The following is a 26,579-nucleotide window of genomic DNA, read 5'->3' as shown; positions in this document are numbered from 1 at the left end:
GTAAAATCATTTGTTGCCGGTGTAAGTGAAGCATGGGTTATCAGCCCTTAACAGAGCCCAGCGTAACGCCTTTAACAAAGTATTTTTGCACAAATGGATACAGAGCCATAACAGGCAAGGATGCAACAACAATAAGTGCATATTTGATCTGTTCCGCTGCACGCAGCTCTTCCTGAAGCAATCCGGCAGTATCCCCGCCCTGCTGCAGCAGCTCAGCATTGAATTGACTCTTCAACAGCGTTTCGCGCAAAATGATTTGAAGTGGCTGCCATTGATCATCTCTTAAATAGATCAATGCGGTGAAATAACTGTTCCAGTGATTTACGGCACTGAACAATGCCATAACGGCGATAATAGCCGTGGACAACGGCAGCACCACCTGAGCAAACAATCGGAAATTGGAGCATCCATCAATCTGTGCCGCTTCCTGCACCTCAATCGGAATCGTTGTCTGAAAGAAAGTACGGCTAATAATAATGTTGGTCATCGACGTTGCCCCCAAAATCACCATAACCCATGGTGAGTTATAAAGACCTACACTTTTGACCGTCATAAAGGTAGGAATCAGACCGCCGGAGAAGAACATCGTAATCAGAAACATTATGGTGAAAAATTTATTTCCTACGAAATCTTTCCGCGATAACGAATACGCAGCAAGCAGCGTAACCGTCACATTTATAATCGTTCCTACCACCGTGTACACGATCGTGTTCAGATATCCCCTTAAAATGCTAGTATCATTGAAGATGTTCGCATATCCACTGAAGGAAATGTCTTTAGGAATCAGCAGCATTTTGCCGGAGTTGACCAAATCAGGATTACTGATGGAAGCGCTCACAATAAACCAGAGCGGATACATTGTCAGAAGTAGAATCACGGTCAGAACAACAAGGTTGACCGAATTAAACACCTTGTCGGACTTGGTTTCTTTTACAAGCATGCAATCTCCCTCCCTACCATAATGAATTCTCTCCAACCTTACGGGAGAAGCGGTTTACTAATATGAGAAGTGTTAAGTTTATGATATTGTTGAATAATCCTACTGCAGAGGATAAGCTATACTGGGCCTTTTGGATACCGAGTTTGTACACATATGTCGAAATGACCTCGGACACTTCCATATTAATATCCTTCTGCATAAGCAGCACTTTCTCGAAGCTAAGGTTCATGATTCCCCCAACGCTAATAATCAGCATGATTATAATTGTTGGCATGATTGCCGGCAGATTGACATGGATGATTCGTTGAATCCGGCTTGCCCCATCAATCGTAGCCGCTTCGTGTAACTCTGGCGATACGCCAGCTAGTGCGGCAAAGTAAATGACGGATCCATATCCTGTCGTCTGCCAGACGCCTGACCACACATACATGTCGTTAAATAGACTATCCTTCTGAAGAAAATGGATCGGCTCCATACCGACTAGAGCAGTGAGCTGGTTTACAAGTCCCGTATTCGAGAAGAACAGATCAATCATCCCTACCAGTACAACCATGGAGATGAAGTATGGCATGTATGTAATGTTCTGTACCAGCTTCTTGAATTTGTTGTTCTTCACCTCGTTGATCAACAGTGCCAAGATAATCGGTGCCGGGAAGCTGACCAGTAAATAATAGAATGAAATGGAGATGGTATTCCAGAATATCTCTGCAAATCGCGTGGAACTGAAAAAGGTAATAAAGTGTTTAAATATCGGGTCCGCCCACGGACTCCCACTGAAACCTTTTGTTGCAATAAAGTCTTTGAACGCAATCTGCACACCGTACATGGGCACGTAGGAAAAAATGAAGAAGTATAAAAATGCCGGCAGTATAAATAAGTATAATACCCAGTTGCGCTTGATCAGCAGCAGCTTCAGATTCTTACCGGTTGCCGTTCGCAGCGGAGCGCGCTGCGGTTTGGGCTTCTTTGCTAATCTCAAGTATATCCCCCTCCTGTTGTGATGAACTAGGCTATCTCTTTCGCCTGCCCATATTATAGGAGGATGCATCCATCGCCCGTAAATAGCCTGTATTTAAAGTAACGTTCAATTTTTAAAGGTTGAACACATCAAAATGTGAACCTGCTGACAAAAATAAAGAAAACGCATTCATAATTTCTCTCATGCCCCTCCCAGTTCACATAATACAAGGGTTAGAGCCATAATCTTAAACTTTTAAAGTCACTTTAATATTTGATCATTTCACGTTTTTCGCTCACTGGCTATACTTAATACGGATGTGCACGGCTCATTATACGGATTTGGATAACTGGAGGAATTACTGTTGAATACCTTGCTTATCGTAATCACCATCATGCTGTTTTCTACACAAACCTTGTCTATGAAACTTATCAAGGCTGGCCCCCTCAGAGAGCGGCTGCTGATTTATGCTGGGTTCACTTTTATAGCATCGATGGGGCTGCTTCTGTTCAGCCTGTTTCAGCCTGAAGCCCGTCAGATCAGCCCTGAAACACTGATGTTCGGCATATTATTCGGTCTCGGTTTTATGTTGACCATCATTTTTTATAATTTGGCGATCAGTACAGGGCCACTTTCTTATACAGCGTTTTATTTCTCGGCGAGTATGCTTATACCAACAGTTACAGGCATTATCGCATTTAATGAAGCGATGACGCTGACGACCGTGGCTGCTATTCTTCTGTTCTTAGCCGCATTTTACTTCATTAATGTAAACCCCGATCAGAAGAGCGAAGGCGGCAGCACAAAGCGGAGTGACAAGTGGCTGCTGTATTGTCTGTTGACTTTTTTATTCAACGGTTTACTTGCAGTCATTCAAAAATTCCACCAGCATCAAATGGAGGGAACACAATCCTCCGGTTTAATGTTCGTCGGGTTCTGCTCCGCATTTGTGTTTTACATTCTAGCGTATACCGTTCAATATGTGACCGGGAAGAAACAGGAAAGCCTCACGATCTCTGGAGAAGGCACAGTGCTGCGCCAAAATTTACTGCCCATGGTGTTGCTGGCCGCGACATCACTTATTGGAAATATCATCATGACTTTTCTCTCAGGTGTTGTACCAAGCTCCTATCTCTTTCCGCTTGTTCAAGGCAGCATTATCGTCTCCATCACCCTCTGCTCCATGCTGTTGTTCCGGGAAAAGCTTAGCACCTTCGGCAAAATCGGTATTATGCTCGGCGTATTTGCCATTATCATTATCAATCTTTAAGATGCAAAAAACCTTGATCAGCGTAAGCAGCTCATCAAGGTTTTTTAATCGCCTAACATATATAAATGTATCGGGAAGGAACAAAGTCAGAAAGCCATACCGTATTGTTTCCTTGATAAAATATTATACCGTCCTTAGAAGCCATCTCTGCATGAATACCCAGCAGCACCGGTTCGGAATCCCTCCTCTTACCGACCATGATAGCCATATCGGATTCCGCAGCGAGGTGCACATACTGTCTGCCCATGGGCCGTAATCCATCATTCATAATTTGTTCCACCAGATGCCTCGGCGTTCCATGATACACGACAGGAGGAGGAGTTCCCGGAGATTTCTTTATTTTTTGCGGAAACGAGTGACCATACAAGGCTCTAATCTTTCCATCCTTGATTTCATACCGCTTTTTATCGGCAGCATCCAGCATGTTGCTCAGATCTCCGGCTTGAAGTAAATCCCATTGTTTATCCAGCCGTAAAGCCATCACCAACTGTTCCGTTTCCACCCATCCCTCCGAATCCATCTCCAATTCATACTCCCAGGGAGCGTGACGCAAGGCGTGTGCCACCCCTTTGCTTAGCTTTAAATAATCCATTGTTTCACCTTCCATTCTAAAATGTTAGTCGTTAAAGGAATGATAAAACTCTTCGATATGTTCTATTATCCCGAAATCCATCCATTGGAATAGTTCAATAATTGCTTATAGATATGTGGAAGTTTAACACCCGCTCTTTTTCTACAGCAGTTAAGGCATCATTATTTACGGGCGGATTATACTAAGTAATAACTCTCGTAGCAAAATCCTCAGCCGCCTCTTTCACCTCTTTGTTTTCTGACGCCAATCCGATTTCAACATAATTTTTTAACAGTTGTGGTACCGCCTCATGTACAAGCTCCAATAGTCGACGAAATTCCCATTCATCATTAAAATCAACACTTTGTTTCGTAGCTTCAGGAAAAAACGAAACGAGCCAGCAAGAAGGGATCTTTTTAATCTGACTTCGTGCTAATAAGATCGGTCCTATATTTGTACCTTTACACGCATATTCAATAAGTACAATAAGGAGCTTCAAACCGGTTTCTGGAGGGTATTCAGAAATTTTATTCATATGATCGTATGAACCAGGGCATATTTCATTTACGTCCTCAGTTACTCGAATTTCATAAGGGTTTCTATGGTCCAATTCGCCATAAATCATCATATCACGGTTTCCGAATGTCACTTCGCAAAGCTCAGCAGGATAAAAATCATCTCCTGTTAAACATCGTTCCAGCCTGCTCATGATATATTCGATAACTTCATCCTCCAGTTGTAGAAACAAGCCAGATTCTTTGTAACTTAATGTATCCTGCTCGTTGCTGCATGAAATCGTCAGACTTCGTATTTGTTTTTGATCTATACGCGATGCATTACTTAATCGGAGATTTGCATGTATACCGTTCAAAGCTGCCTTCAACTCTTCAATCAGATCTTCTACACCGTCGGCATCAAATTTTATATGAAAAGAATACTTACCGCTTTTGTTTATACTTATCACTTTTTTATTCACCCTATTCATCTAACGAACTCATTATTTATCAGACCTTCCATTATCCAGTTCCGATAAAATAATTTCCTTCTCATCTAACACAAGTACATGCAATTAATTTTATATACCACTGAAACGAATATGGAAGTTTATCATCAAATACAACAGTTCCAAACCACTCATCATCATCTTGAAATACAAAAAGAAAACCTTGAGTAGCGTCACGGGGCAACTCAAGGTAATCAAATTTCTACGAAGTCCAATAGCTTTCATTATCAAGATATTGTTAACCCATGTTCCTTATTTCAAGTACAAGTTTGTTCTTCAACTTCTTTATGATACTCCAAGAATAGCCTTTACTCCGTCATCCAAAGGGTATTCATGTTCACTTGGCAACATACTTACTCCAAAAGTATTTGATTTTATTGATTCTCTTATCTCTATCACTTCTTCTGTGATATCACTAATTTTTACAATCCAATTATTTACATAATTTAGAACCATATTACCCTTGAGACCTAATTGAATAGCACGTCTATCCAAAGGCTTCCCATAAATATCTCTATCAGGGTCCCATTGGCATCTAACCTCTGAGATTTCAAGTTGAGATCTCCAATTTTCATGCGATCCATATACACTTTCTTCAAATGAAGATAAAACTACATTTTCAAGAATTTCATGAAATCCTGTTCTTTTTATATCAATTGCCAATATTCTCTCTTGGTCTTTTTTCGTTGCCCACCCTGACCTATACATCATCCATAAAAAAGATGGCTTTATCCAAGTCATCCTATCTACTTTGAAGGACGGACCAAATGTTCCTAAACTAACGGCTTCATCTGCAATACTGCTATTATAAGCTTGATAAATTCTAATTGTGTTATCATTAAATTGAGCAAGGATTTTTTTCTTTTATAAGCTTCTTTCATTTTTTAATTCTCCGTCATATTCTAGATACTCAAATTGAGTTTGTGCTGTTTTAAATAAACATTCTACTGTTTGTGGAAATCTAAAAGATTGAAATATGATTGCTATATCTTCGTGTTGATGATGCCAAGGAGCGTACATTAGTCTGCACAGTAAGTCTACATAATCTTCTGTAACAAGATTAAATCCAAACATAACATAATTCAGAAGATCAACATCATCTTCATTTTTTTCATCGTAGGCAACTTCTAGCAACTGCTTCACATAGGTTGAGTCAACATTAAATTCTAGAGCAAACTGTTCTTTAGAAAGAGTCCCACACATTATCTTGATATGGCATTGTCATAAATCCATATATAAGGCATCTTCAGAAATTACGGAGCTCCCAATGTCCATGTAGTAATAAGAGATGGTAAATTAGCATATATCGAGCTATCTAAAAAATATGTAACCTTGAAATAGGAGATAAGCAGAGACTGGACACCAAAAATCGGGTTGCTGCTTCATCCAGCTATTCAGGATTAATCTTAATGTTGGTCATTATCCGAACCTCCGTTTTCTGGTTCCATTCTAATAAGCAAGTCTTTCACAAAAGCCTTCATCGCCTGCCCCATCTTCCCTTGCCGGTAATTTTCTACCTGGACTCCGTCCTCTCCATCACTCTTCGCAATCCATCCTCCGCCAGTTCCAAAACCATAGGTCAGCATCTCTTGCTTCCATACCTGTCCCTGCCGCTCGAGCAGTGTCAACCTGCCATGCTCTGTCGCCTCATCCATCATTCTCTTAAGTCGTTTCGTATCTGTTTCGTTCATACTCATGTCCGTGCCTGCTTCTTCCCCATCAGGAAGCAAAGCATCATATACTTCCTCTGAAATTGTAAAAGGGGCTGCGAAACCTTGAGGCCCTTCCGATGAATCAGCAGGAAACACATGCTCCAGGAACATCGTAGCCGACTGGACATTAGCTATAGCGCTAATACGAAATGTATCTCTCTTCTCCTCATCCTCGATCCGTTCAATAACCATCTGCGGCAACATATGCATATATCCGTCATATACGGATATACCCCTCCGTATGATTTGAATTCTCATCGCATAAGGACTGTCCATAACCGCCATAAAAACTTCCATAATAGGCTCGACTTCGAGTTCATCTTCCTTCTGTATGAGCAGCCCTGCTTCCAGCAAGTTTTGCTTGCACTGCCCCCATTCCTCTTCCAGTTCATCCTTCAGAGAGCCGCGATACGGATCCGCAAAACCCGCTATGCCGCTGCTTTCAAGCATGTGCATCAGAAAGAACAGCTCACGATATCCGATGACCCGGATCATTTTATTGTTCTCATTTAGTGCCACTTCGGTCATTACTGTACCTCCATAGATTCCACAATTTCCCTTTGGTGAAGTACTCATATTTTGTCACGCTTTCTTGAGCTTTGTCAAAGCAACCTTCGAACTACAGCTCTGTATATTTGAAAAAGTGACTTTATTCCCTGCGCAGCCTTCTGAGCTCCATGACTTAAGCCTTATATCCGCATATCGCCGCGCAAACTCCATATATATGATAAGAATCATCTTTTTAACTTACAGAGGGGGGAGTTCTCGTGCATCAAGACGAGATTGCGGAACTGGAACGGGCTATCTCGGAAATAACGGAGATCGCTACAGGCTTTGGCCTTGATTTTTACCCCATGCGTTATGAAATCTGCCCGGCAGACATCATATACACCTTTGGGGCATACGGAATGCCCACCCGCTTCAGCCATTGGAGCTTCGGAAAAACCTTTAACAAAATGAAGATGCAGTACGATTTTGGACTTAGCAAAATATACGAGCTGGTCATCAACTCTAACCCCTGTTATGCTTTTTTGCTCGATGGAAACTCCTTGATCCAGAACAAGTTGATCGTTGCTCATGTTCTTGCGCACTGCGATTTCTTCAAAAATAATGCCCGCTTCTCCGTCTCCAACCGCAACATGGTCGAGAGCATGTCCGCCACCGCCGAACGAATCTCCCGCTACGAACTGGAACATGGAACGGATGCTGTTGAGAAGTTCATTGACGCGGTTCTGGCTATCCAGGAGCATGTAGATCCGCAAATACTCAGGCCTGAAAAACTCGATAAGCAGAGATATACGGAAAGGATCATCCAAGGACAAAAGGATGACGCGAAACGTCAAAAAACGATTGGACCCTATGACGACCTTTGGGAGACGGAACAAGACAGCAACGTTCAACCAGCAGAAGAAATGTCACTCCATCGGAGGTTTCCACCTGTGCCAGAGAAGGATATCATGTGGTTCATTCAGGAGCATTCTGAAATATTGGAGGATTGGCAGCGGGACATCATGAGTATGCTGCGTGAGGAGATGTTGTATTTCTGGCCCCAGATGGAGACCAAGATCATGAATGAAGGTTGGGCTTCGTACTGGCATCAACGCATCCTGCGCGAGATGGACCTAACCAGCGAGGAAACCGTGGAATTTGCGAAGCTTAACGCTTCCGTTGTACAGCCGTCCCGTCATAGCTTGAACCCGTACTACCTGGGACTGAAAATATTCGAGGATATCGAACGCCGCTGGGATCGGGAAAAAATATTCGAGGTCCGCGAATACGATTCCGACATCTCGTTCTTGCGAAATTACCTGACCAAAGAGCTGGTTAACGACCTCGATCTGTATGTTTTTGAGAAAAAAGGACCGGAGTGGAAAATAACCGACAAGTCATGGGAGAACATCCGTGATCAACTTGTCGTTTCCCGTGTAAACGGCGGGTCTCCTTACCTTGTCGTACAGGATGGAGATTACCACCGTTCCGGGGAATTAATGATTAAACATCAATACGAAGGAATAGAGCTGGATCTGAAGTATATGGAACGCACGCTGCCATATGTATATTACCTGTGGGGTAAGCCTGTGCACCTGCACAGTGTCATCGAGACTAAACCAATCATGTTCTCCTACGACGGAAAAAAGCTTCATCGACGATTTATATGAGTTATTAAGGGCCTCACCCAACATCATTCAACAGTTAGATAATCGTATGTAAAATTAATGCCAAGAATTCTTCGGCTAGAGCCGAGTATTCTTGGCATTCTATTTAGGCCGCAAGCAGCGGAGAGGACGAATCGATTCTGGAAAAGCAGTAGCGGTAAAAGCTTCCCAAAGGAAAGCTCGCATCGAAAGCATACGCTCCTTTGTTCCCGAATTTCTTCCACCAAGGAATAATTCAAGAAATTCGGGGGCAAGAGCGATTGTAGGAACGATTCGTACACGTAGCGCCTTACAACGAATAAAAGAAGAGCCCACATATTGAATCTTTGAGCCCACCCTTCTTATATCCAAAATTCACTTCCTTCTACTGTGCATTGAACCCCCGATACCAGCTCCGAAAGCAATTCCTATACCGATGCCAATGACGATATTATCGAAAATTACACCAAACGCAGCACCTAAAGCAATACCTATGGAAATTCCACTCGCCATCTTATTTCCAGACTTGTTTCCGCGTTTCATTATATAGGCACACCCTTACTTTGATACCACAGCCTCTACCTTTGCAGCAGAGCTCTGCTGCAGAGTTTCCAAATCTTCCGCCAGCTTCTCCATCATCTTGACGAAGGCCGCCAATTCCTGCGAGCTTGCAGCCTGGTTTCGGGCATTAATAGAAGTTTGCTCAGATTCATACTCTACCTGCTCCAGCTTTCGGATGATGCCCGACACCTTGCTCTGAATTTCCTCCATCGCTGTCCGGGAATGCTTCGCCAGCTTACGTACCTCACCGGCTACCACTTCAAATCCCCGTCCGTACTCACCTGCATGTGCAGCTTCAATTGCGGCATTCAGACCGAGCAGATGACTTTGGTCCGAAATTTCCCGGATGAGCGTTCCCATTTGCTCGATATGGAGAATCTCCTGGTTCAGCTCTCCCGTCAGCGTATGTGCTTTCTCCTGAGCTTCCGCTGTCTTAGTGGCGTTATCCGCCATTAGCGCTGCACTCTGATCCAGCTCCACGATCATTAAAGTCAGCTCCTGGACTACTGCAGTAATCGCTTTCAACATATTCTCTTGTTCTGCCGCAAGCGCATGAATTTGTTCCTTTTCTTTCATATTATAGGCTTCCAGGACAAGCTGAGAATCCAGGTTGAACATCTTGCTCAGTGCATGAACAACATAAATCCAGCCATCTGGTACGATCTGTTTCAGCAGGTCTGTAGCAATGTCCAGGTACACCATGTAGCTTCCCAAATAATAGTCAGTTGTCAGACCAACCCGGGAATGGACTTGTCCAATTTTAATCCGGTTATCGATATATGCGTCATCAACGATTCCATCTGCTAGTGACATCCAGTAAACACGTTGGGTTTCTTTCAGTCTGTCCACAGTCGAAGTCATACCGATAATTTTCATCAGCTCAGGCTGTGTTCCGATTTGATCATAAAATCGTCCAACGACTTCTTCCACCACTTTTTTAAAGATGTCACGATGACTAGCCAAAAGTAATAGTTCCTTGTCACTGAGCCCGAGATACTCCAACTGTTTGCGTCTTTCAGGGGATACGTCGATCATTTCGAAAAATCTCACTCCTAATTCGGTGATCTATATCACAAAATTTTATACCTCGATGGGTTCATTATAGACTATTTCTACTATAGACACATAATCCCAAAGGCCCAATTGCATGTATATTTGCACCAAGAAACTATCTTTTCTCCCAAAATATGATTACTTTTAGCATAATCCGTTTCCGAAACGGCCCACAATTCGCACAGAACAATTTTTGTACAGCAAAAGCGGCCTTTGTCTAAAGGCCGCTGCTTTCCTATTCGTCATTATCTGTTCAGCAGGCTTCCCACGTACCGCAGCAGCTCATTCGCGCATACCGGGCAATAACCATGCCCCTCAATCAAACGGGAGCTTACCTCATTGATTCGCTTGAGCTGTACAGCGTCCGGAGTTTTGGTTGAGGTGGTGATTTTTACAATATCTTTCAAGTCCGCAAACAGCTTTTTCTCAATGGCTTCACGCAGACGCTCATGATTGTGATACTCGAATTTTTTGCCCTTACGGGAGTATGCGGATATCCGAATCATGATCTCCTCGCGGAAAGCTTTCTTCGCATTCTCAGATACCCCGATCTGTTCCTCAATGGAGCGCATCAGTCTTTCATCCGGATCCATCTCCTCATCGGTAAGTGGATCACGAATTTTGCTCCAGTTACAGAACGCTTCGATATTATCGAGATAGTTCTCAAACAACGTTTTAGCAGACTCCTCGAAAGAATACACAAACGCCTTCTGAACCTCTTTTTTGGCGAGATCATCGTATTCCTTGCGTGCAGCAGAAATAAAATTCAAATATTTGTCCCGTTCTTCCTTCGTAATGGAGGCATGCTGATCCAATCCGTCCTTAATCGCACGTAGCATATCCAGCGCATTAATGCACTGAAGATCCTGTTTGATCAAAGCACTCGAAATTCGGTTGATGACATACCGGGGATCGACGCCGGACATACCTTCTTCCAAATACTCGCTCTGCATCTCCTTCAAATCGGCTTCCTTGTAACCTTCTACTTCTTCTCCATCATACATGCGCATTTTTTTGATCAGGTCCATGCCTTGCTTTTTAGTTTCCTTCAGGCGTGTCAGTATGGAAAAAATAGCGGCCGATCGCAGTGCATGAGGTGCAATATGAATATGCTTCATATCGCTTTGTCCAATCAGTTTATCGTATATTTTCTCCTCGTCACTCACTCTCAGGTTATAAGGAATTGGCATAACGATCATCCGGGATTGGAGCGCCTCATTTTTCTTGTTCGCAATAAAAGCTTTATATTCCGTTTCGTTTGTATGGGCTACAATAAGTTCGTCCGCACTAATGAGCGCAAACCGCCCGGCCTTGAAGTTGCCTTCCTGGGTCAAGGAAAGCAGATTCCATAGGAACTTTTCATCACATTTCAGCATTTCCTGAAATTCCATCAATCCCCGGTTCGCCTTGTTCAGTTCACCATCAAAGCGGTATGCACGTGGATCGGATTCCGAGCCATATTCGGTAATGGTGGAGAAGTCGATACTCCCTGTCAGATCTGCGATGTCCTGAGACTTCGGATCAGAAGGGCTAAATGTACCGATACCCGTTCGGCCCTCCTCCGAGATGAGCACACGTTCCACCATTACCGACTCTATATCGCCGCCATACTCCGTTTTTAGCCGCATTTGGCAGGAAGGGCATAAATTCCCCTCAATGCGGACGCCGAGCTGTTTCTCCACTTCAGGCCTCAGCTCGAGCGGGATCAGATGCAGAGGTTCTTCATGCATGGGGCAACCGGATATTGCGTATACAGCTCCCTTTTCTGTACGTGAATGCTTCTCAAGTCCGCGCTTCAAGAGTGTGACGAGCGTTGATTTACCGCCGCTGACTGGGCCCATCAGTAGCAATATCCGTTTACGGACATCCAGCCTACGGGCTGCGGAATGAAAGTACTCTTCTACAAGCTTTTCAACTGCCCGATCCAGACCAAATATTTCCTGTTCAAAAAATTTGTATTTTTTCCGGCCTCCACTCTCCTCAAATCCATAAGATTCGATCATGTCGTATACGCGCGCATGCGCGGTCATGGCGGGAGAAGGATCCTTCTTAATTATTTCGATATATTCCCTGAATGTGCCGCTCCACGCCAGACGATCGCTCTCTGCCCGATACGATGCTATGCGTTTGAAAATATCCATACCGCTACCTCCTATGACTCTGATTATGAGGATTGGCTTCCATTCCACTCGTGTCGTTAACCCTTTAACCACCGAAAAAGTGTATTACATACCTATGCGGCGTACTCGGAATAGTTGACCAGTTTTCGAACTAAAGAGCTTCCTTTTTCTACGAATACGGGTGCTGTCACCTGTACATACGCACATCCGTTCCCGACATGTTATACTGATGGAATAGAGTTCCGCAGGCACTTTCTGACATGTTAATTACAAAGGAGAAAGCCATGGCGATAAAACATGAATCCGAGCTGTACGCTCCATTGAAAACTTTTTTTGAGCTGCACGGATTTAACATCAAAGCCGAAGTACGTAATTGTGATATGGTCGGCATGAAAGACAGCTTGGATGAGCCGCTGATCGTAGAAATGAAAAAAACATTCAACCTAGCACTTCTGTTGCAGGGCCTGGAACGTCTCAAGATGAGCCCTCTCGTGTACTTGGCCGTAGAAAAGAGCCGGGCTAAAAAAGGGGCGGTTAACCAGCGCTGGTCGGAGCTAAGCAGCTTGTGCCGCAAGCTCGGCCTCGGACTAATTACAGTTACGTTCTATAAGACGAAAGCCCCGCTTGTAGAAGTACTATGCGAGCCTGGTGAAGGGAACGATACAGACCGCAAAGCGCCGAGAAGACGTGAAAAATTGCTGGTGGAATTTCGCGAGCGCAGCGGAGATTATAACACGGGCGGCGTAACACGGGCCAAACTCGTTACAGCCTACCGTGAAAAGGCACTTCGCGTTGCTGCGGCTATACAGCAGTTGAGCGTTATAGATAAGCTTACAGAAGCGCCTGGCTCTGACTCTGAACTCAGTCAGCTTCCGGAGAAGAGCAGAACGAAGACAGATTCCCCTCTCAAATCAGGCATTACACCCGCCGCTATAAGGAACTTAACCGGAGTCGGCAACACCGCCGCCATTCTTCAGCACAATTATTACGGATGGTTCGACCGTGTCGGACGCGGACGCTATATTCTTACGAAGACTGGCTTACAAGCATTACAAGACTACGCATCCGTTCTTGAATCCTCTTCAATCTCTGGACACATCCCTTATTCCTCATACACAAATAAATGATGAAGATCATTACATATGCATTGAACATACAAAAAGGGGCTGTTTACGGTATCCAATACATTGGATACTGTAGACAACCCCTATTTATGATTTAACGCTTCCTGAAATGATTGACTAGCTGCGGGCGGTAAATTCCATAACCGCTTCACTGATCAGGTTCATGCCAAGGAGCAGCTCATCTCTTCCGGGATGGGTAAAGTTCAGACGTATACTTTCATTAGCCTCATCTCCCGGTGAACACATGGAGCCGGGCAGGAAACCAACCCCCTTCAGCAAAGAGCCTCTCAGCAGCGCGTCTCCATTCAGCCCTGCTGGCAGAGTCACCCACAGGAACATGCCGCCAGATGGAACCTTGTAAGCCGCGTCTTTCCACGCGTTCCGTTTGAGCAGCTCAACCATCAGTTTCAGCCGTGTTCCGTACTCTCTGTTCAGCATCAGGATATGCTCGTCATAATTAAAATGCTTCGAATCCAATAGATGGTGAAGCAGCCGCTGATTTAACAAACTGGACTGCCAATCCGCCATTTGTTTAATCGCCGTCATCATCTCAATAATCTGCCGATTACCCACTGCCCACCCGGTCCGGAGGGCAGGAGCAACGGTTTTACTGAATGAGCCCACATACAGAACATGATCTCCTTGCTTCTCCTCCAGGGAAATCAGCGATGGAAGCTGCGGTGGTGATATTCCCCCTTGCGGAAAATACAAATCCCCGACCGAATCATCCTCAACGATTAGTACATCATGTGCTTCACATAACCGCAGCACTTCTTTACGTCGTTCCAGACTCCACAGCACACCTGTCGGATTCGTGAAGTTGGGGGCGGCCAGCAGCAGTTTCGGATGATTCGCCTCGATAAGAGTCTCCAGGGAATCAGGTAAGATCCCATTGCAATCCCCCTCCACCGGAATGATGTGAGCACCCTGCAGCCTAAGCACTTGGAGCAGGCCCGGTGAAGTCGGATTTTCCACAAGAACGCTATCTCCAGGATCCACATACCCCCTGATTAGCAGATCCAGTGCTTGCTGGGTTCCAGTGGTCAGCAATATTTGCTCCGGAGACATGTTCAGCTTCTTACGACGGCTCCAGTCACGACTGAGCCATTCACGCAGCGGACCATACCCTTCAGCTTCCCCGTACTGAAGCGAACGCCGATCGGCGTTAAGTACGGAGCTGGCGGCCTCAGCCAGTGACGGCAGAGGGAATAGCTCTTCAGCAGGAAGCTCTTCCGCCAGAGAAATAAAAGAATCCCGCTTCGCAAGTTCCCGAATACTGCGCAGCGGGGAAGACAATAAGGCCTGTGCACGGGAAGCAAAGGAATACTGCATCGAAATCCCTCCTTCTAACCGTTTTCAAATCCTCGGTTTAATTCTAGTCAGCCTCTTTAAGGTATTCCTAGTCTTTCACGATTATAACTTACGTCGCTATTTAAGCATACAATTGACGTCCTTGGTGCGTATATAGCGCGTACTTCTCAATAGCTTGGGCTCTTGTGCTTACACCTAGCTTCACATAAATTTTGCGAAGATAATTGTCTATCGAACGCCGGCTCACTTCAATTTCAAGAGCGATTTTATCATAGGTAATCCCCTGAACGATTCGCTCCATGATAAATGTTTCCGTCTCGGAAAGTGGAAGACCTCCTTCAGACATTGCCGAGGCAGTCAGCGGCCAAATACCCTGCTTAACCCATTCCAACGGCAACGTTGTGACACCTTCCCGCAGACCTGCGATCATGTGCATAAGCTGGAAAGGAGACGCCTGTTTCGATAAAAGTCCACTCGCTCCTCGGCTGATTAATGCTTGAAGCAATGAAAGTCCGTCATTATCTGTCATAATAATGACATGAGACTCCGGTGACAGAAGCTTCATCTGCTCCAGCACGGTTTCGGCAGTTGTGTCCGGAAGCCGGTAATCCAGCAAAACGAGGTCAGGCACGATTTCTCCTACCATCCTGATTCCTTCCTGAGAGGAAGAAACCATCCCTAGTACACTCAATTGTTTCTCTTCTTCCAAAATCAATTTGGTTCCCAGCATACTCGTAGGATGACTTCCCACAATAACTACTCGCCAAACCTGATTCATGATCCTTTAACCCCCCTATTTCAAACAAGCTAATATCTTGGTAGAGTTAAGCGCAGCTATTCTTAGGAAATCTGCTGCAGCATCCAAAATACGAAACGCGAAATGTCGTTGTTTGCCGCTCTATAGCCCCGCCGGACGTTTTCGAACTGGACATAAGATGAAAATAATTCTAGAGACTTAGACCCAGGCAGGACAGCATGGCAAACGACTTATATGTATCTCTTTAGATAAACAAATCTATACAGATTGTATCCCACTTTCCTCGTTATAAGCAATCTATTTTTGACAATTGATAGATGTTTTTTCGTCTTTGCGAAATTATTTTTACCATGATAGAATGATTACTGGAAAAAATGATAGGTATTGCAAGGAGTGATGAGATGCCAACGCTGGAAACAGAGACAATACCTCCTTATTCATCACGGGAAACTTCGTCTCGTAAAGGACCAAAGGCACGATGGTTTTGGATGTTTTGGATCATATTTATTGCGCTAGGTGTGGCTGGAGCCTACTCATACAGCAATCATTTAAAAAAAGAAATGGTAGCGCAGCTGCAGCAGGATACCCAAAGAGAGATGGCGGCCCTAAAGGCCCAATATGACAGCCGCTTTACAGAGCTGTCTGAGCAGATGAACGAAATGCAGAGTATGGTGCAGTCCTTCAATGAACTGCTGACGTTTACGAAGGACCAGGCCAGCGGAAAGACGGACAACAGCAATAAGCTGTACAGCCAGCTGAACGAAGTGAAACAGCAGCTTAACAAGCTTGAACGAAAAATGGAGCTATTAAAGTGAAAACATTGACCCGCATGACTCCCAAACAAGTCAACCGGTGGTTCATGCTTGCCCTTGCGCCGTTTATAGGCGCCTCGCTCTGCATTTGGCTTTTATCCGAACCACCACGTCTTGAGCTTGATACTTCCGCTTATGTCCCGGACTCCGGGTTATCGGAAGAAACGGGCCACATTGTCCAAGGCCTGGATCAAGCTGCACTCACGGTGGACAAGACCATTGCTTCCATTGAGAAAACAGGCAGATTGTATCAGCAAACGACTGCAGCCATGAGCAGTATCCTAAAGGATACTACGGCTCAGGCTGAAGTGCCAGAACGAGTGTACAACCGCAGGATTACGGCCAAGCTGGGTGTCCCGACGGAGAGAGTCAGCAGTGACCGAATCAACATCGAACTCTTCAAAGTTAATCCCGGATCGTATCACGGGTACGCCATGAAGGTAAAGCTCAACGATCCAAACGCAATGGCCATGTCGCTCGGAAACGACACTGGGAAAAGCGGCTCTACCGAAACGACGTTACAGGCGGTTACCCGCCATGGTGCAGTAGCCGGAATTAATGCAGGAGGTTATGCCGACGGTAACGGAGGTAGACACCCCTTAAGCACAACGTTCATCGACGGCAAATATGTAACCGGATTTCAGCCCTCTTTCAAGGATCTGGCCTTCGTGGGGCTTAATCAATCCGGCCAACTGATCGGCGGCAAATTCTGGAGCCAAGAACAGCTTGACCAGCTGGATCCCAAGTTCGGTGCTACGTTCGTTCCTGTATTGATTAAGAACGGCAAAAAAACGCCGATTCCCGAGAAATGGAAAACGGCACCAGCACGTGCCCCCCGTACCGTCATCGCGAACTATAAAGACGACCAACTGCTCATTATCGTGACGGAAGGTTATGATGAAAAAGGCAAGTCAGGCGCAACTTTACAGGAGTTGCAAAACAAGCTGTACAACCTGGGTGTGAAAGACGCCTATAATCTGGACGGAGGCGGTTCCTCTTCCTTAATCCTAAACGGCAGAGTTGTGAATAAGCCTTCCGATGGAAGACTTCGACCCGTTCCAACGCACTTTTTATTTTTTAAGTAACCATAATTTCGCACTAAATCTATGATATACGTCATATTCTCATTTATTTTTTCACCAAGGCTGGGTATAATAAGAAATAGCTTAGCAGGAGGTGGCCTTAAATGTCTTTCTCTTTAACCTTTTGGATCGTCACTCTGGTTCTTGTCTTATACTTGGTCGGCATTTTGACTGCATCGTACAATGAAGATAAAACCAAAGGCCTGTAAGGCGCAGCTTCCTCAAATCGGGGAAGCTTTTTCTTTTGTCCGCACTAAACAAAACAAAAAAGCACCGCAATAGCGGCGCCCCATCGCACTTCATTAAGCATGTTTCGGAAGCTGGTTCATCTCGGTCATGCATTGTGCGCATATATAACGTTCTTTAAACTCGCTTACTCCATCCATGGATCCGCAAAATACGCATTTAGGACGATAGCGTTCCAAAATAATATGGTCACCCTGGACTAAAATTTCAACAGGATCGCCCTCGTTCATTTGATATCTCTTGCGCAGTGATTTGGGCAGGACGATTCTCCCCAGCTGATCCACCTTACGTACAACACCAGCAGGTTTCATAACAATGATACACCTCTCCGTTCAACAAGTAATTTCTGCATTATTCCCAGTCATATGATAAAATGGGCCTAGTATAATAGTTCGATATAAAGTTGTCGAATCCTGCTAGTTTTTAAGAAATTATTTGTTTTTTTACTTTTCTTTAATATCATCATAGGTAGCGTGTCTGAGAAAATGTGTATAACAGTACATTTATTCCTAATTCATATCCGGAAAATCCAGCTGGCGAAGTGCCTCAAATACGACAATTGCTGCCGAATTGGAGAGGTTCAAGGAACGCACCTTGTCCGTCATCGGCATACGAATGCAGTGATCGGGATTCGCAGCCAGCAGCTCAGGAGGAAGACCTTTCGTCTCTTTACCAAATACGAGGAAGTCACCGTCCTGATAAGCAATATCGGTATAGCGTTTATCCGATTGGGTCGATGCGTAGAAGAATCGCCCCTCCGGATAAAGCTCCTTAAGCTCCTCAAATGAATCATGATACTCGATGTGTACAGCGTACCAATAATCGAGTCCCGCACGCTTCAGTGTTTTATCGTCCGTATTAAAGCCCAACGGCCGCACCAAGTGCAAATGTGTCCCGGTTGCTGCGCAAGTTCTAGCTATATTTCCCGTATTGGCCGGTATTTCAGGCTCAACGAGTACGATGTGTAATGCCATGTTGTAACAATCCACCCTTTTCATCTATTTTCTTCTATTATAACTTAAAAATCAGATTTCATCGCAATCACATAAAAGAACCTTCCGTCATGACGGAAGGTTCCTCAGTTTGCATTTATCCGTGAGTCCGCTTAAAATGTCCCATAAAATCAACAAGTGCTTTACAGCTTTCCAAAGGAACAGCATTATAAATCGAAGCTCGCAATCCCCCTACACTGCGGTGGCCCTTAAGACCAACAAATCCTTCTTGCTCGGAGGCTTTAATGAATGCCTTTTCCAGCTCCTCCGATTCCAAACGGAATGTGACGTTCATGTCAGAACGGTTGCCCGCATCCACACAGCCACGATAGAAGCCTTCACTTCCGTCGATCATATCATAGAGAAGTGCCGCTTTTTCCCGGTTCAGGTCACGTATTCCCTCTAAACCGCCGCGTTCTTCAATCCATTTGAGAACTTCATTAATCATATATACCCCGAAAGATGGAGGTGTATTGTACAGCGAGTCGTTGCTTGTATGTGTACTGTAACGCAGCATCGTTGGAAGATGCTTCGGCGAGCTTGTAATCATATCTTCTTTTGCAATCACAACGGTTACCCCGGATGGACCTAGGTTTTTCTGAGCTCCGGCATACACCATAGCGAACTGTTTCATATCAAACGGCCGGCTCAAGATGTCACTGGACATATCGCAAATCAGAGGTACAGATCCGGTATCTGGGAACTGCTTGAACTGAGTTCCTCCAATCGTTTCATTGGAAGTGATATGCAAGTAAGCTGGATTGTCAGATAACGAAATATCAGTCAGCTTAGGTAGCGACATGTAATTGTCAGCTTCAGATGATGCCGCGATATGTGTCTCACCGATCAACTTCGCTTCTTTGTAAGCTTTATCAGCCCAGCTCCCAGTCATCACATAGTTGGCCTGCTGTCCCTGACCAAGGAAGTTCATCGGAATCATGGCGAACTGGGTACTCGCTCCGCCTTGTAGAAACAAGACCTTGTAACCATCAGGATTACCGAGTAGAGCTAAAAGTCGCTCCTGCGCCTCCTTATGAACCGACTCATAAATGGCTCCACGATGAGACATTTCCATGATGGACATGCCGCTCTCCCTAAAATCAACAAATTCCGCCTGCGCCCGCTCCAGTACTTCCAACGGCAATGCGGCCGGTCCTGCGTTAAAATTATAAGCTCTTTTGTTCAAACGACTCTCCACCCTTTCTTTATCTACCTCACTAAAGATTTTCGCTTATCATAGCAACAATCCGGAAGTGCAGCAAGTGCTTTTTTCTCTATTTAAAGACACAAATATAGATTGGAATAAATTGATAATAACTTCGTTTTATCATATTACTTGTTACTTTACCTAAGGATAAATATAAATATTTTCTAAATATTCTTTTAAAACCTAGCCAATCAAATTTGTGATAAACTTAAGTAAACTTTTCCCAAAAAAACGAGGTGGAAGAATGAAGAAATTTGGAAGAACCAAATTTGAACGGTTTGCCGACATCATCACCCTGGTATCCGATGTTTTATTCTACATTCCACGTTTAATCATCAAAATATTTAACTGACATAAGTTACTTATCTCTAAAAAAATACGCCTACGCTCTTAATGCGCAGGCGTATTTCCTGTTCATACATGTTGTATTAAATATCGTAGTAGAGCGAGTATTCGTGCGGATGTACCCGGATGGATACTGCTTTGGCTTCACCGCGCTTCAATTCAATAAAGTTATCGAGGAATTCCTTCGTGAACACGCCGCCTTCAGTCAAGAATTCATAGTCAGCTTGCAGTGCGTCCAGCGCTTCATCCAGTGTGCCTGGTACGCTGCGGATTTCTTTTTTCTCAGCATCAGACAGCTCGTAAATGTTCTTGTCGAACGGACCATAGCCCAGTGCTACCGGATCAATCTTACGCTTAATACCGTCAAGGCCAGCCATCAGCATAGCGGAGAAGGCCAGATATGGGTTTGCGGTGGAGTCTGGAGTACGGAACTCAATGCGGCAGCCCTTTGGCGTTACAGCCGCAACTGGAATCCGGATCGCTGCCGAACGGTTACCTTTGGAGAATACCAGGTTAACTGGAGCTTCATATCCTGGAACAAGGCGCTTAAAGGAGTTTGTGCTAGGGTTCGTCAGTGCGATCAGGGCTGGAGCATGATATAGAATACCGCCGATATAATGCATGGCCATTTCGCTCAGATTGGCGTAAGCGCCTTTTTCATAAAAGAGAGGTGTGTCTCCATCGAAAATGGACTGGTGAACATGCATCCCGCTGCCATTATCACCGAAGAGCGGCTTTGGCATAAAGGTAGCTGTTTTACCATACTGACGTGCAGTATTGTGAACAATGTACTTGTAAATCAACAGATTGTCCGCTGTTTTTTTGAGGGTATCAAAACGGAAGTTAATCTCTGCCTGACCTGCCGTCGCTACCTCATGATGATGACGCTCTACACGAAGACCAGCTTCGTTCAGCAAGCGGCACATTTCACTGCGAATATCTTGCTGTGTGTCAACTGGAGCTACTGGCACGTATCCTCCTTTGACTCCAATCTTGAATCCCAGGTTGCCGCCCTCTTCTTTACGGTTGGTGTTCCATGCCGCTTCTTCTGATTCAACAACATAGCTGGAGCTGTTCATCGTGCTTTCATAACGAACATCGTCAAACAGGAAAAATTCAGACTCTGGCGCAAAAAACGCTGCCGTACCTACGCCGCTGTCCTGCAAAAATTGCTCTGCCCGTGCTGCAATCCCACGGGGATCACGCTCATATGCTTCACCATCTGGTGTATAAATATTGCTCATAATGTTAAGTGTAGGATGCGCGGTAAAAGGATCAATGTAGCAAGATTCCGGATCCGGCATCATAACCATATCTGATTCTTCAATTCCCCGGAAGCCTGCAATGGATGAACCGTCAAAGGCTACCCCGTTTACAAACGTTTCTTCATCCACTTCGGATGCCGGCAGGGTAATATGGTGCGCACGTCCCGACAAATCTACAAAGCGAAAATCAACCCACTCAATGTTGTTCTCTTGAATCATCTTCATTACATTTTCAGCCGACATGTCTCTTCCTCCTAATTTCCGAACATTAAACATAGTATCACTAGTGAATGTTCATCATCTTTTGATTTCTTTTCAGTCATTATATTCTGCCATAATGCGTAACGTCAATACTCATGTAAGGTATTTTCTGAATCCGTGTTATATAACATAACATAATATTCTATATATACTTACACACAAATAAAAAACGCCTTTCCTAAGAAAGACGCCTTTATTGAACTGTATGGCCTAAACCCGTTGGAATTCTGCAGCAGGAGCTTTAGTGGTGTTAAAGGTTTTTCCCACGATAGGCGCAAGTTTCTCCAGGTCTTTAAGCAGCTCCGCGAACTGGTCCGGGAACAGAGATTGAACACCGTCACCAGTCATGGAATTGTCCGGATCGGTATGCATTTCGACGATAAGTCCGTCCGCACCAGCTGCAACGGAAGCCTTCGACATAGGCTCAACAAGCTCACGTCGGCCTGTTCCGTGACTAGGGTCAGATATAACCGGCAGATGACTCAGCTGCTGCAGGGCAGGGATGGCAGACAAATCAAGTGTATTACGAGTATAAGTCTCGAATGTTCGGATTCCGCGCTCACACAACATTACATTCGGATTACCGCCTGCAAGAATGTATTCAGCTGCATTGAGGAATTCATCATAGGTTGAGCTGAACCCGCGCTTCAGCAGCACCGGCTTGCCACAGGTGCCCAGCTTCCGCAGCAGATCGAAATTTTGCATATTTCGGGTTCCTACTTGCAAAATGTCAGCATATTCTGCGCAGACGTCCACATATTCCGGTGTCATTACTTCTGTAATCGTAAGCAGGCCATGTCTTTCTCCCGCTTCAGCCATCATAATAAGACCTTCCACTCCAATACCTTGAAAGCTGTAAGGTCCCGTACGAGGCTTAAACGCGCCTCCTCGAAGCACCTGACCACCAGCAGCTTTGACCAGCTTGGCAATTTCATCAATCTGCTCTGCAGATTCTACCGCACAAGGCCCGCCCATTACAACCAGATTGCCGCCTCCGATCTTGACACCTTTGATATCAATCACTGTGTCTTCAGGATGGAAATCCCGGCTTGCCAGCTTATAGGATTTAGTAATCTTAACAACATTCTTTACACCCTTCATTTGCCGAAGATGCTCTGAAAGTTTTGGATTCACACTGCCGATGAGACCGATTACTGTGTGGTCAGCTCCTCTAGAGACATGGACTTGAAGTCCTTCTTTCTCGATTTCTCCTACAATTTGACGGAATTGTTCCTCTGGAATTTGATTAGATGTAATGACGATCATATATACAGCCTTCTTTCTAAATTTTATCTTTTCATTCATCATTTACGTTGATAATTCGCTTTCGCGCTTGTTAGCTTTTAAGCTTTTAAGCAATAAAGCAAATATACTAAAAATATCCCTACTCGTCAAGCCAAAATCAATGACTGACAAATAGGGATCCAATCCAATCAAGTATTTTTGCTTCGCCCCTCTGCTACTTGGCGCTTAACCAATGGAATTATAATTCTCACCGTCGTTCCTATTCCGGGGCGGCTGAACAGGGTTACTCCGTATTGCTGACCATAGTGCAGCTTAATCCGCTGATCGACATTTTTACAACCGTAGCCGGCATTCGTCAAATCCTGGGCGCCAGTCAGCTCCTTTATCATTCCAGGTGGAAAGCCGACACCGTTATCGATAATTTTAAACTCAAGACCCTCGTCTGTTACGCGCCCACTAATCCGAATATAAATGTTGTCCCCCATCCAGGCGTGCTCTAGCACATTTTCGATGAAGGGCTGCAGAATCAGCTTTACCGTCTCATAACGTACAAGCTCTGGGGCGATGTCGTACTGTACCTGCATCCGGCTTTCATATTTGATTTTTTGAATATCAATATAAGCCTGAGCCTGCTCCAGTTCATTCTTTACAGGGATAACATTCCTGCCATCATTAAGCGAAAGACGATAAAACTTAGCTAGATCAAGCACCATCCGTTGCAGCTTCTCCAGCTTCCCAAATTTAGCCAGTCGGCTGATTGAAGACAGCGTATTATATAAAAAATGTGGATTGATTTGCGCATGAAGGGACTCCAGTTCCGCCTCTTTTTTCTGCAGGTCGGCCAAATAAACCTCGCGGATCAACCTGCCAATATTATTACCCATCTCATTTAGAGCCGAAGCAATTTTTGTGAATTCGTCATTGCCTTTAAAATAGATCCGCTTATGGAACTCCCCTTCCTGAAAAGAGTCCACAACCTTCACAATTTTTGATACCCTTTTTCCGAAATAACGGGATACGATAACACTTAGGAAAAAGAAGATGACAACACATCCCAAACCAATAAACAACGTCAGATTTCGAACTTTAACGGAGTCCTTTTCAACGATATCTGCGGGTATTATAGCCACAAGTTCCATATCTAACCCTGGCAAGCTATCACGGATAATAAGGTCATCTTCGTTCCTGCTTAGCTGGTTTAATGCCGCAACTTCCGAAACACCATCTGATCCTGATGATACAATAACATGGCTGCTGGGGTCCGAAATATATATCGTGGTGCCTTCCCCTATTTTTTGAAAATCCACGCCATCAAACAAATCTTTAAGAGATACGCTGATCCGCATAAATCCAATTTCTTCATAGGGATACTTATCTCCGCCAACATCTATAATTCTTCGAAGGAGTGAGATATTGCCATATTTGCTGTCTTCTTCAATTTGCCTCCATTGCAGTGTTGTTCCATACACCTCATCTGATGGAAAATTGATATACCATTCTTTATCTACTAACCGTTTGTATTGATAAATATCGTATAACCTTGCTTTGGTATCGAGCGGGTTCACATTTTCATACAGGTTGTATACTTCAGGGATTGTATCATTTTTAAGGTATACAGACAGCCACATACGCCGGTTTGCCGTCTCCACTGCGGTTTGAAATTTCGGTACAAGTATATTTTTTGTTGAGTCGTAGCTGGACCATCCTTCTTCATAATGGCGGAGCACTCTTGCAAGATAATAATCAAAATAAAGCATGTCCGATATCCGTTTCGTATCCTCCATCTTAAATGCAATATTGTTTTTCATCTGGTGAAGAGTCCCTTGAATAATGCTGCGGGTCTGCTCTCTTATAGATTCCGTATATATCCGGTTGGCGACGTTGCCGATGAGAATAACAGGGATCATAATGAGAATGCAGTAAGATAGCATTAACTTATACCCAAACGACATCTGTGATATTTTGTTTTTAGCCCACATGCTGCACACGCCCCTGCTTATCGATCATGAAAGACTTCGTCTGTATTCCAGCGGGGTCATTCCATACGTTTCCTTGAACTGACGACTGAAATAAGGGAGATATTGATATCCCGTTTGAGATGCGATTTCATAAATTTTGAGATTCGTATTTCGCAGCAAATCCCTGGCTTTCTCCATGCGCATCGCAATTACATAATCACTAAAGTTATGACCCGTCTCTTCTTTAAAGAGAAGCCCTAAATAATTGGGTGAAAATGAAAATCGGTTTGCTATATCCCGAAGGGTAATGCTCTCATGAAGCCGTCCCCTTACATCCTCGATAATTTCTTGAATCAAACGTCCATTTTTGGAGTGCTTCCGATTGTGCAGCTGCTCCGATATTTCAAAAACGAGTCTCTTTAACCATGAAAAAATATCATCAATCGTCTCAAACTGAAGTAAAACATCAAGGTTCTTGAATTCCATGCCTGATATTTTAAATAAGTCCTCATTAATGGTATGCAGATGCTCGTCGAGCTTTAGGATGATATACATGGCGAAATTTCGAATCGTAAATTTAGAACGTAAGCTAGATGCCAGCAGTAGCAGTGCATCCAGCTCGTCATAGATCCGTACAAGCTCATAATTTGTCATCGCGCTGAGCAATGAATCCAGCCGGATATATAAATTTTCAGCATCCTTTATATCTTCGGAAGGAACATCCCCATAAGGTATCCATTTTCCTTTTCCACGGAACATCTTATAATCCAATGCCGCTACAGCCTGACGGTAAGACGGATGCAAGTCCTGCAGCCCGTTTACAGGGTTGCTTACCCCAACGGTTACGGTAAATGGAAATTCCTCTTTCAATTGATCTAGGATCTTGCTTGCGATAACTTTATCATTTCTTTCATCAAGAAGTATGGCAGTCCGATGATCTGTTACTTTGCATACATGATGAATCTCTTGTTCCGCAAGAAGTGTATGCAATCGTGTGAAAAAATGATCTGCCATGTTTCGTTTATCGGTCTCCTCTAAATGATTAAGCTGCCAAGACACATCGTCGATCTCCAGCAATGCTACACACACAGGCCATGCCATTTCATTCAGTCGATACTCTTTATTAAGGACGTCCAGAGGAACAACCTCGTAAGGTTTCTCCAACAGCTGAAGAAGATACTGATTCTTGACTATGGGCACCATCTGCTGATAAGCAAGTTCAGTTATTTGATGTTCCTTGCTTTTATCCAACTCGCGGCGAACTTTATTCAGCGCATCAATCAGTTCTTTGTCATCCATCGGTTTCAGAACATAACTGCAAGCATTCAATGCTATGGCTTGCTTAACGTAACCGAAGTCTTGGTAACCGCTTACAAATATAATACGTATTTCTTCTTGCGTTTCAAGCGCTCTTTGAGCTAACTCCAGCCCCGTCATATTCGGCATCCGTATATCCGTTACTAGAATGTCTATCTCTTGTTTCTCTAGAACTTCACAGGCTGCAAACCCGTTATTCACACTATCTACAACAGACATACCCAGAGACTCCCAAGGTATGAAGCTCCTCATTCCTTCCAAATCCAAAATCTCATCGTCGGCTAATAATACTTTATACATGAGTCTGTTCACCCCTCACAAAAACCCTAAGGGT

24 protein-coding genes are annotated in these 26,579 nt (G+C 44.3%); 5 read left to right on the top strand and 19 right to left on the bottom strand.

Annotation, left to right across the window (positions count from 1 at the left end):
- Positions 1–40: 40 nt before the first annotated feature.
- Positions 41–940 carry a carbohydrate ABC transporter permease gene (locus B9N86_RS05875; RefSeq protein WP_208918183.1) on the bottom strand — a complete coding sequence of 300 codons (900 nt, stop codon included), beginning with the start codon at positions 938–940 and terminating at the stop codon, positions 41–43.
- 13 nt (positions 941–953) lie between these two features.
- Entirely contained in the window at positions 954–1,919 is a 966-nt protein-coding gene (locus B9N86_RS05870) for an ABC transporter permease (RefSeq protein WP_241930388.1), read from the bottom strand.
- Positions 1,920–2,262: 343 nt separating this feature from the next.
- Between B9N86_RS05870 and B9N86_RS05865 the strand changes: the two genes are divergently transcribed.
- Entirely contained in the window at positions 2,263–3,168 is a 906-nt protein-coding gene (locus B9N86_RS05865; RefSeq protein WP_208918181.1) for a hypothetical protein, read from the top strand.
- 52 nt (positions 3,169–3,220) lie between these two features.
- On the opposite strand, the gene B9N86_RS05860 is transcribed toward B9N86_RS05865, so the two are convergent.
- From B9N86_RS05860 to B9N86_RS05840, 5 genes are all read right to left on the bottom strand, one after another.
- Positions 3,221–3,775, bottom strand: a complete 555-nt coding sequence (locus B9N86_RS05860; protein WP_244562961.1) for an RNA 2'-phosphotransferase — start codon at positions 3,773–3,775, stop codon at positions 3,221–3,223.
- A gap of 166 nt (positions 3,776–3,941) precedes the next feature.
- Complete coding sequence (locus B9N86_RS05855) at positions 3,942–4,724, bottom strand: hypothetical protein (protein ID WP_210190642.1); 783 nt, start codon at positions 4,722–4,724, stop codon at positions 3,942–3,944.
- Positions 4,725–5,027: 303 nt separating this feature from the next.
- Complete coding sequence (locus B9N86_RS05850) at positions 5,028–5,597, bottom strand: DUF4291 domain-containing protein (protein ID WP_208920119.1); 570 nt, start codon at positions 5,595–5,597, stop codon at positions 5,028–5,030.
- 9 nt (positions 5,598–5,606) lie between these two features.
- Positions 5,607–5,885 (bottom strand): hypothetical protein, encoded by a 279-nt coding sequence (locus tag B9N86_RS05845; protein WP_208918179.1) that lies wholly within the window; start codon positions 5,883–5,885, stop codon positions 5,607–5,609.
- A gap of 263 nt (positions 5,886–6,148) precedes the next feature.
- Positions 6,149–6,982, bottom strand: coding sequence for a hypothetical protein (locus B9N86_RS05840; RefSeq protein ID WP_208918178.1), 834 nt, complete (start codon positions 6,980–6,982; stop codon positions 6,149–6,151).
- A 239-nt stretch (positions 6,983–7,221) separates the two neighbouring features.
- Between B9N86_RS05840 and B9N86_RS05835 the strand changes: the two genes are divergently transcribed.
- Entirely contained in the window at positions 7,222–8,613 is a 1,392-nt protein-coding gene (locus B9N86_RS05835; protein WP_208918177.1) for a SpoVR family protein, read from the top strand.
- A 351-nt stretch (positions 8,614–8,964) separates the two neighbouring features.
- Here the strand turns inward: B9N86_RS05835 and B9N86_RS05830 are convergent, their stop codons facing one another.
- From B9N86_RS05830 to B9N86_RS05820, 3 genes are all read right to left on the bottom strand, one after another.
- A complete protein-coding gene (locus tag B9N86_RS05830) occupies positions 8,965–9,132 on the bottom strand; it encodes a glycine zipper domain-containing protein (protein ID WP_208918176.1) in 168 nt (55 codons plus the stop codon).
- A gap of 15 nt (positions 9,133–9,147) precedes the next feature.
- Positions 9,148–10,185 (bottom strand): globin-coupled sensor protein, encoded by a 1,038-nt coding sequence (locus tag B9N86_RS05825; RefSeq protein WP_208918175.1) that lies wholly within the window; start codon positions 10,183–10,185, stop codon positions 9,148–9,150.
- A gap of 263 nt (positions 10,186–10,448) precedes the next feature.
- Positions 10,449–12,344, bottom strand: a complete 1,896-nt coding sequence (locus B9N86_RS05820; RefSeq protein ID WP_208918174.1) for a PrkA family serine protein kinase — start codon at positions 12,342–12,344, stop codon at positions 10,449–10,451.
- Between the two features lie 263 nt (positions 12,345–12,607).
- Between B9N86_RS05820 and B9N86_RS05815 the strand changes: the two genes are divergently transcribed.
- Positions 12,608–13,450: a DUF2161 family putative PD-(D/E)XK-type phosphodiesterase gene (locus tag B9N86_RS05815; protein WP_208918173.1), complete on the top strand. Its 843-nt coding sequence runs from the start codon at positions 12,608–12,610 to the stop codon at positions 13,448–13,450.
- 114 nt (positions 13,451–13,564) lie between these two features.
- Here B9N86_RS05815 and B9N86_RS05810 read toward each other — a convergent pair whose 3' ends face one another.
- Complete coding sequence (locus B9N86_RS05810) at positions 13,565–14,779, bottom strand: aminotransferase-like domain-containing protein (protein WP_208918172.1); 1,215 nt, start codon at positions 14,777–14,779, stop codon at positions 13,565–13,567.
- A gap of 100 nt (positions 14,780–14,879) precedes the next feature.
- Entirely contained in the window at positions 14,880–15,536 is a 657-nt protein-coding gene (locus B9N86_RS05805; protein ID WP_208918171.1) for a response regulator transcription factor, read from the bottom strand.
- 380 nt (positions 15,537–15,916) lie between these two features.
- Between B9N86_RS05805 and B9N86_RS05800 the strand changes: the two genes are divergently transcribed.
- Entirely contained in the window at positions 15,917–16,330 is a 414-nt protein-coding gene (locus B9N86_RS05800; RefSeq protein WP_208918170.1) for a hypothetical protein, read from the top strand.
- Positions 16,331–16,344: 14 nt separating this feature from the next.
- Positions 16,345–17,412, top strand: a complete 1,068-nt coding sequence (locus tag B9N86_RS05795) for a phosphodiester glycosidase family protein (protein WP_244563122.1) — start codon at positions 16,345–16,347, stop codon at positions 17,410–17,412.
- Positions 17,413–17,711: 299 nt separating this feature from the next.
- Here B9N86_RS05795 and B9N86_RS05790 read toward each other — a convergent pair whose 3' ends face one another.
- The 7 genes from B9N86_RS05790 to B9N86_RS05760 all read right to left on the bottom strand — a co-directional run bounded on the left by B9N86_RS05790 (position 17,712) and on the right by B9N86_RS05760 (position 26,545).
- The gene (locus B9N86_RS05790; RefSeq protein ID WP_208918169.1) at positions 17,712–17,966 is read right to left on the bottom strand and encodes an AbrB/MazE/SpoVT family DNA-binding domain-containing protein; all 255 of its coding nucleotides are present in this window, start codon (positions 17,964–17,966) and stop codon (positions 17,712–17,714) included.
- Between the two features lie 198 nt (positions 17,967–18,164).
- Positions 18,165–18,629 carry a tRNA (uridine(34)/cytosine(34)/5-carboxymethylaminomethyluridine(34)-2'-O)-methyltransferase TrmL gene (gene trmL, locus B9N86_RS05785; protein WP_208918168.1) on the bottom strand — a complete coding sequence of 155 codons (465 nt, stop codon included), beginning with the start codon at positions 18,627–18,629 and terminating at the stop codon, positions 18,165–18,167.
- A gap of 115 nt (positions 18,630–18,744) precedes the next feature.
- Complete coding sequence (gene serC, locus B9N86_RS05780) at positions 18,745–19,833, bottom strand: 3-phosphoserine/phosphohydroxythreonine transaminase (protein ID WP_208918167.1); 1,089 nt, start codon at positions 19,831–19,833, stop codon at positions 18,745–18,747.
- 449 nt (positions 19,834–20,282) lie between these two features.
- Complete coding sequence (glnA, locus tag B9N86_RS05775; RefSeq protein WP_208918166.1) at positions 20,283–21,707, bottom strand: type I glutamate--ammonia ligase; 1,425 nt, start codon at positions 21,705–21,707, stop codon at positions 20,283–20,285.
- 228 nt (positions 21,708–21,935) lie between these two features.
- Positions 21,936–22,991, bottom strand: a complete 1,056-nt coding sequence (gene aroF / locus B9N86_RS05770; protein ID WP_208918165.1) for a 3-deoxy-7-phosphoheptulonate synthase — start codon at positions 22,989–22,991, stop codon at positions 21,936–21,938.
- A gap of 167 nt (positions 22,992–23,158) precedes the next feature.
- Positions 23,159–24,949 (bottom strand): sensor histidine kinase, encoded by a 1,791-nt coding sequence (locus B9N86_RS05765; RefSeq protein WP_244562960.1) that lies wholly within the window; start codon positions 24,947–24,949, stop codon positions 23,159–23,161.
- 24 nt (positions 24,950–24,973) lie between these two features.
- Positions 24,974–26,545, bottom strand: a complete 1,572-nt coding sequence (locus B9N86_RS05760) for a response regulator (RefSeq protein WP_208918164.1) — start codon at positions 26,543–26,545, stop codon at positions 24,974–24,976.
- Between the last annotated feature and the right edge of the window lie 34 nt (positions 26,546–26,579).

The organism is Paenibacillus uliginis N3/975, from assembly GCF_900177425.1.
Classification (GTDB): domain Bacteria; phylum Bacillota; class Bacilli; order Paenibacillales; family Paenibacillaceae; genus Paenibacillus_AQ; species Paenibacillus_AQ uliginis.
This window is presented reverse-complemented; position numbering and strand designations above follow the sequence as displayed.

Bases quoted from the DNA above. Each gene is read 5' to 3' on its own strand.
- B9N86_RS05765 (WP_244562960.1), bottom strand. From the start codon at position 24,949: ATGTGGGCTAAAAACAAAATATCACAGATGTCGTTTGGGTATAAGTTA.
- B9N86_RS05840 (WP_208918178.1), bottom strand. From the start codon at position 6,982: ATGACCGAAGTGGCACTAAATGAGAACAATAAAATGATCCGGGTCATC.
- B9N86_RS05790 (WP_208918169.1), bottom strand. From the start codon at position 17,966: ATGAAACCTGCTGGTGTTGTACGTAAGGTGGATCAGCTGGGGAGAATC.
- aroF (WP_208918165.1), bottom strand. From the start codon at position 22,991: ATGATCGTCATTACATCTAATCAAATTCCAGAGGAACAATTCCGTCAA.
- B9N86_RS05860 (WP_244562961.1), bottom strand. From the start codon at position 3,775: ATGGAAGGTGAAACAATGGATTATTTAAAGCTAAGCAAAGGGGTGGCA.
- B9N86_RS05805 (WP_208918171.1), bottom strand. From the start codon at position 15,536: ATGAATCAGGTTTGGCGAGTAGTTATTGTGGGAAGTCATCCTACGAGT.
- B9N86_RS05795 (WP_244563122.1), top strand. From the start codon at position 16,345: ATGACTCCCAAACAAGTCAACCGGTGGTTCATGCTTGCCCTTGCGCCG.
- B9N86_RS05875 (WP_208918183.1), bottom strand. From the start codon at position 940: ATGCTTGTAAAAGAAACCAAGTCCGACAAGGTGTTTAATTCGGTCAAC.
- trmL (WP_208918168.1), bottom strand. From the start codon at position 18,629: ATGGCATTACACATCGTACTCGTTGAGCCTGAAATACCGGCCAATACG.
- B9N86_RS05760 (WP_208918164.1), bottom strand. From the start codon at position 26,545: ATGTATAAAGTATTATTAGCCGACGATGAGATTTTGGATTTGGAAGGA.
- B9N86_RS05855 (WP_210190642.1), bottom strand. From the start codon at position 4,724: ATGAATAGGGTGAATAAAAAAGTGATAAGTATAAACAAAAGCGGTAAG.
- B9N86_RS05820 (WP_208918174.1), bottom strand. From the start codon at position 12,344: ATGGATATTTTCAAACGCATAGCATCGTATCGGGCAGAGAGCGATCGT.
- B9N86_RS05810 (WP_208918172.1), bottom strand. From the start codon at position 14,779: ATGCAGTATTCCTTTGCTTCCCGTGCACAGGCCTTATTGTCTTCCCCG.
- glnA (WP_208918166.1), bottom strand. From the start codon at position 21,707: ATGTCGGCTGAAAATGTAATGAAGATGATTCAAGAGAACAACATTGAG.
- B9N86_RS05800 (WP_208918170.1), top strand. From the start codon at position 15,917: ATGCCAACGCTGGAAACAGAGACAATACCTCCTTATTCATCACGGGAA.
- B9N86_RS05825 (WP_208918175.1), bottom strand. From the start codon at position 10,185: ATGATCGACGTATCCCCTGAAAGACGCAAACAGTTGGAGTATCTCGGG.
- B9N86_RS05815 (WP_208918173.1), top strand. From the start codon at position 12,608: ATGGCGATAAAACATGAATCCGAGCTGTACGCTCCATTGAAAACTTTT.
- B9N86_RS05830 (WP_208918176.1), bottom strand. From the start codon at position 9,132: ATGAAACGCGGAAACAAGTCTGGAAATAAGATGGCGAGTGGAATTTCC.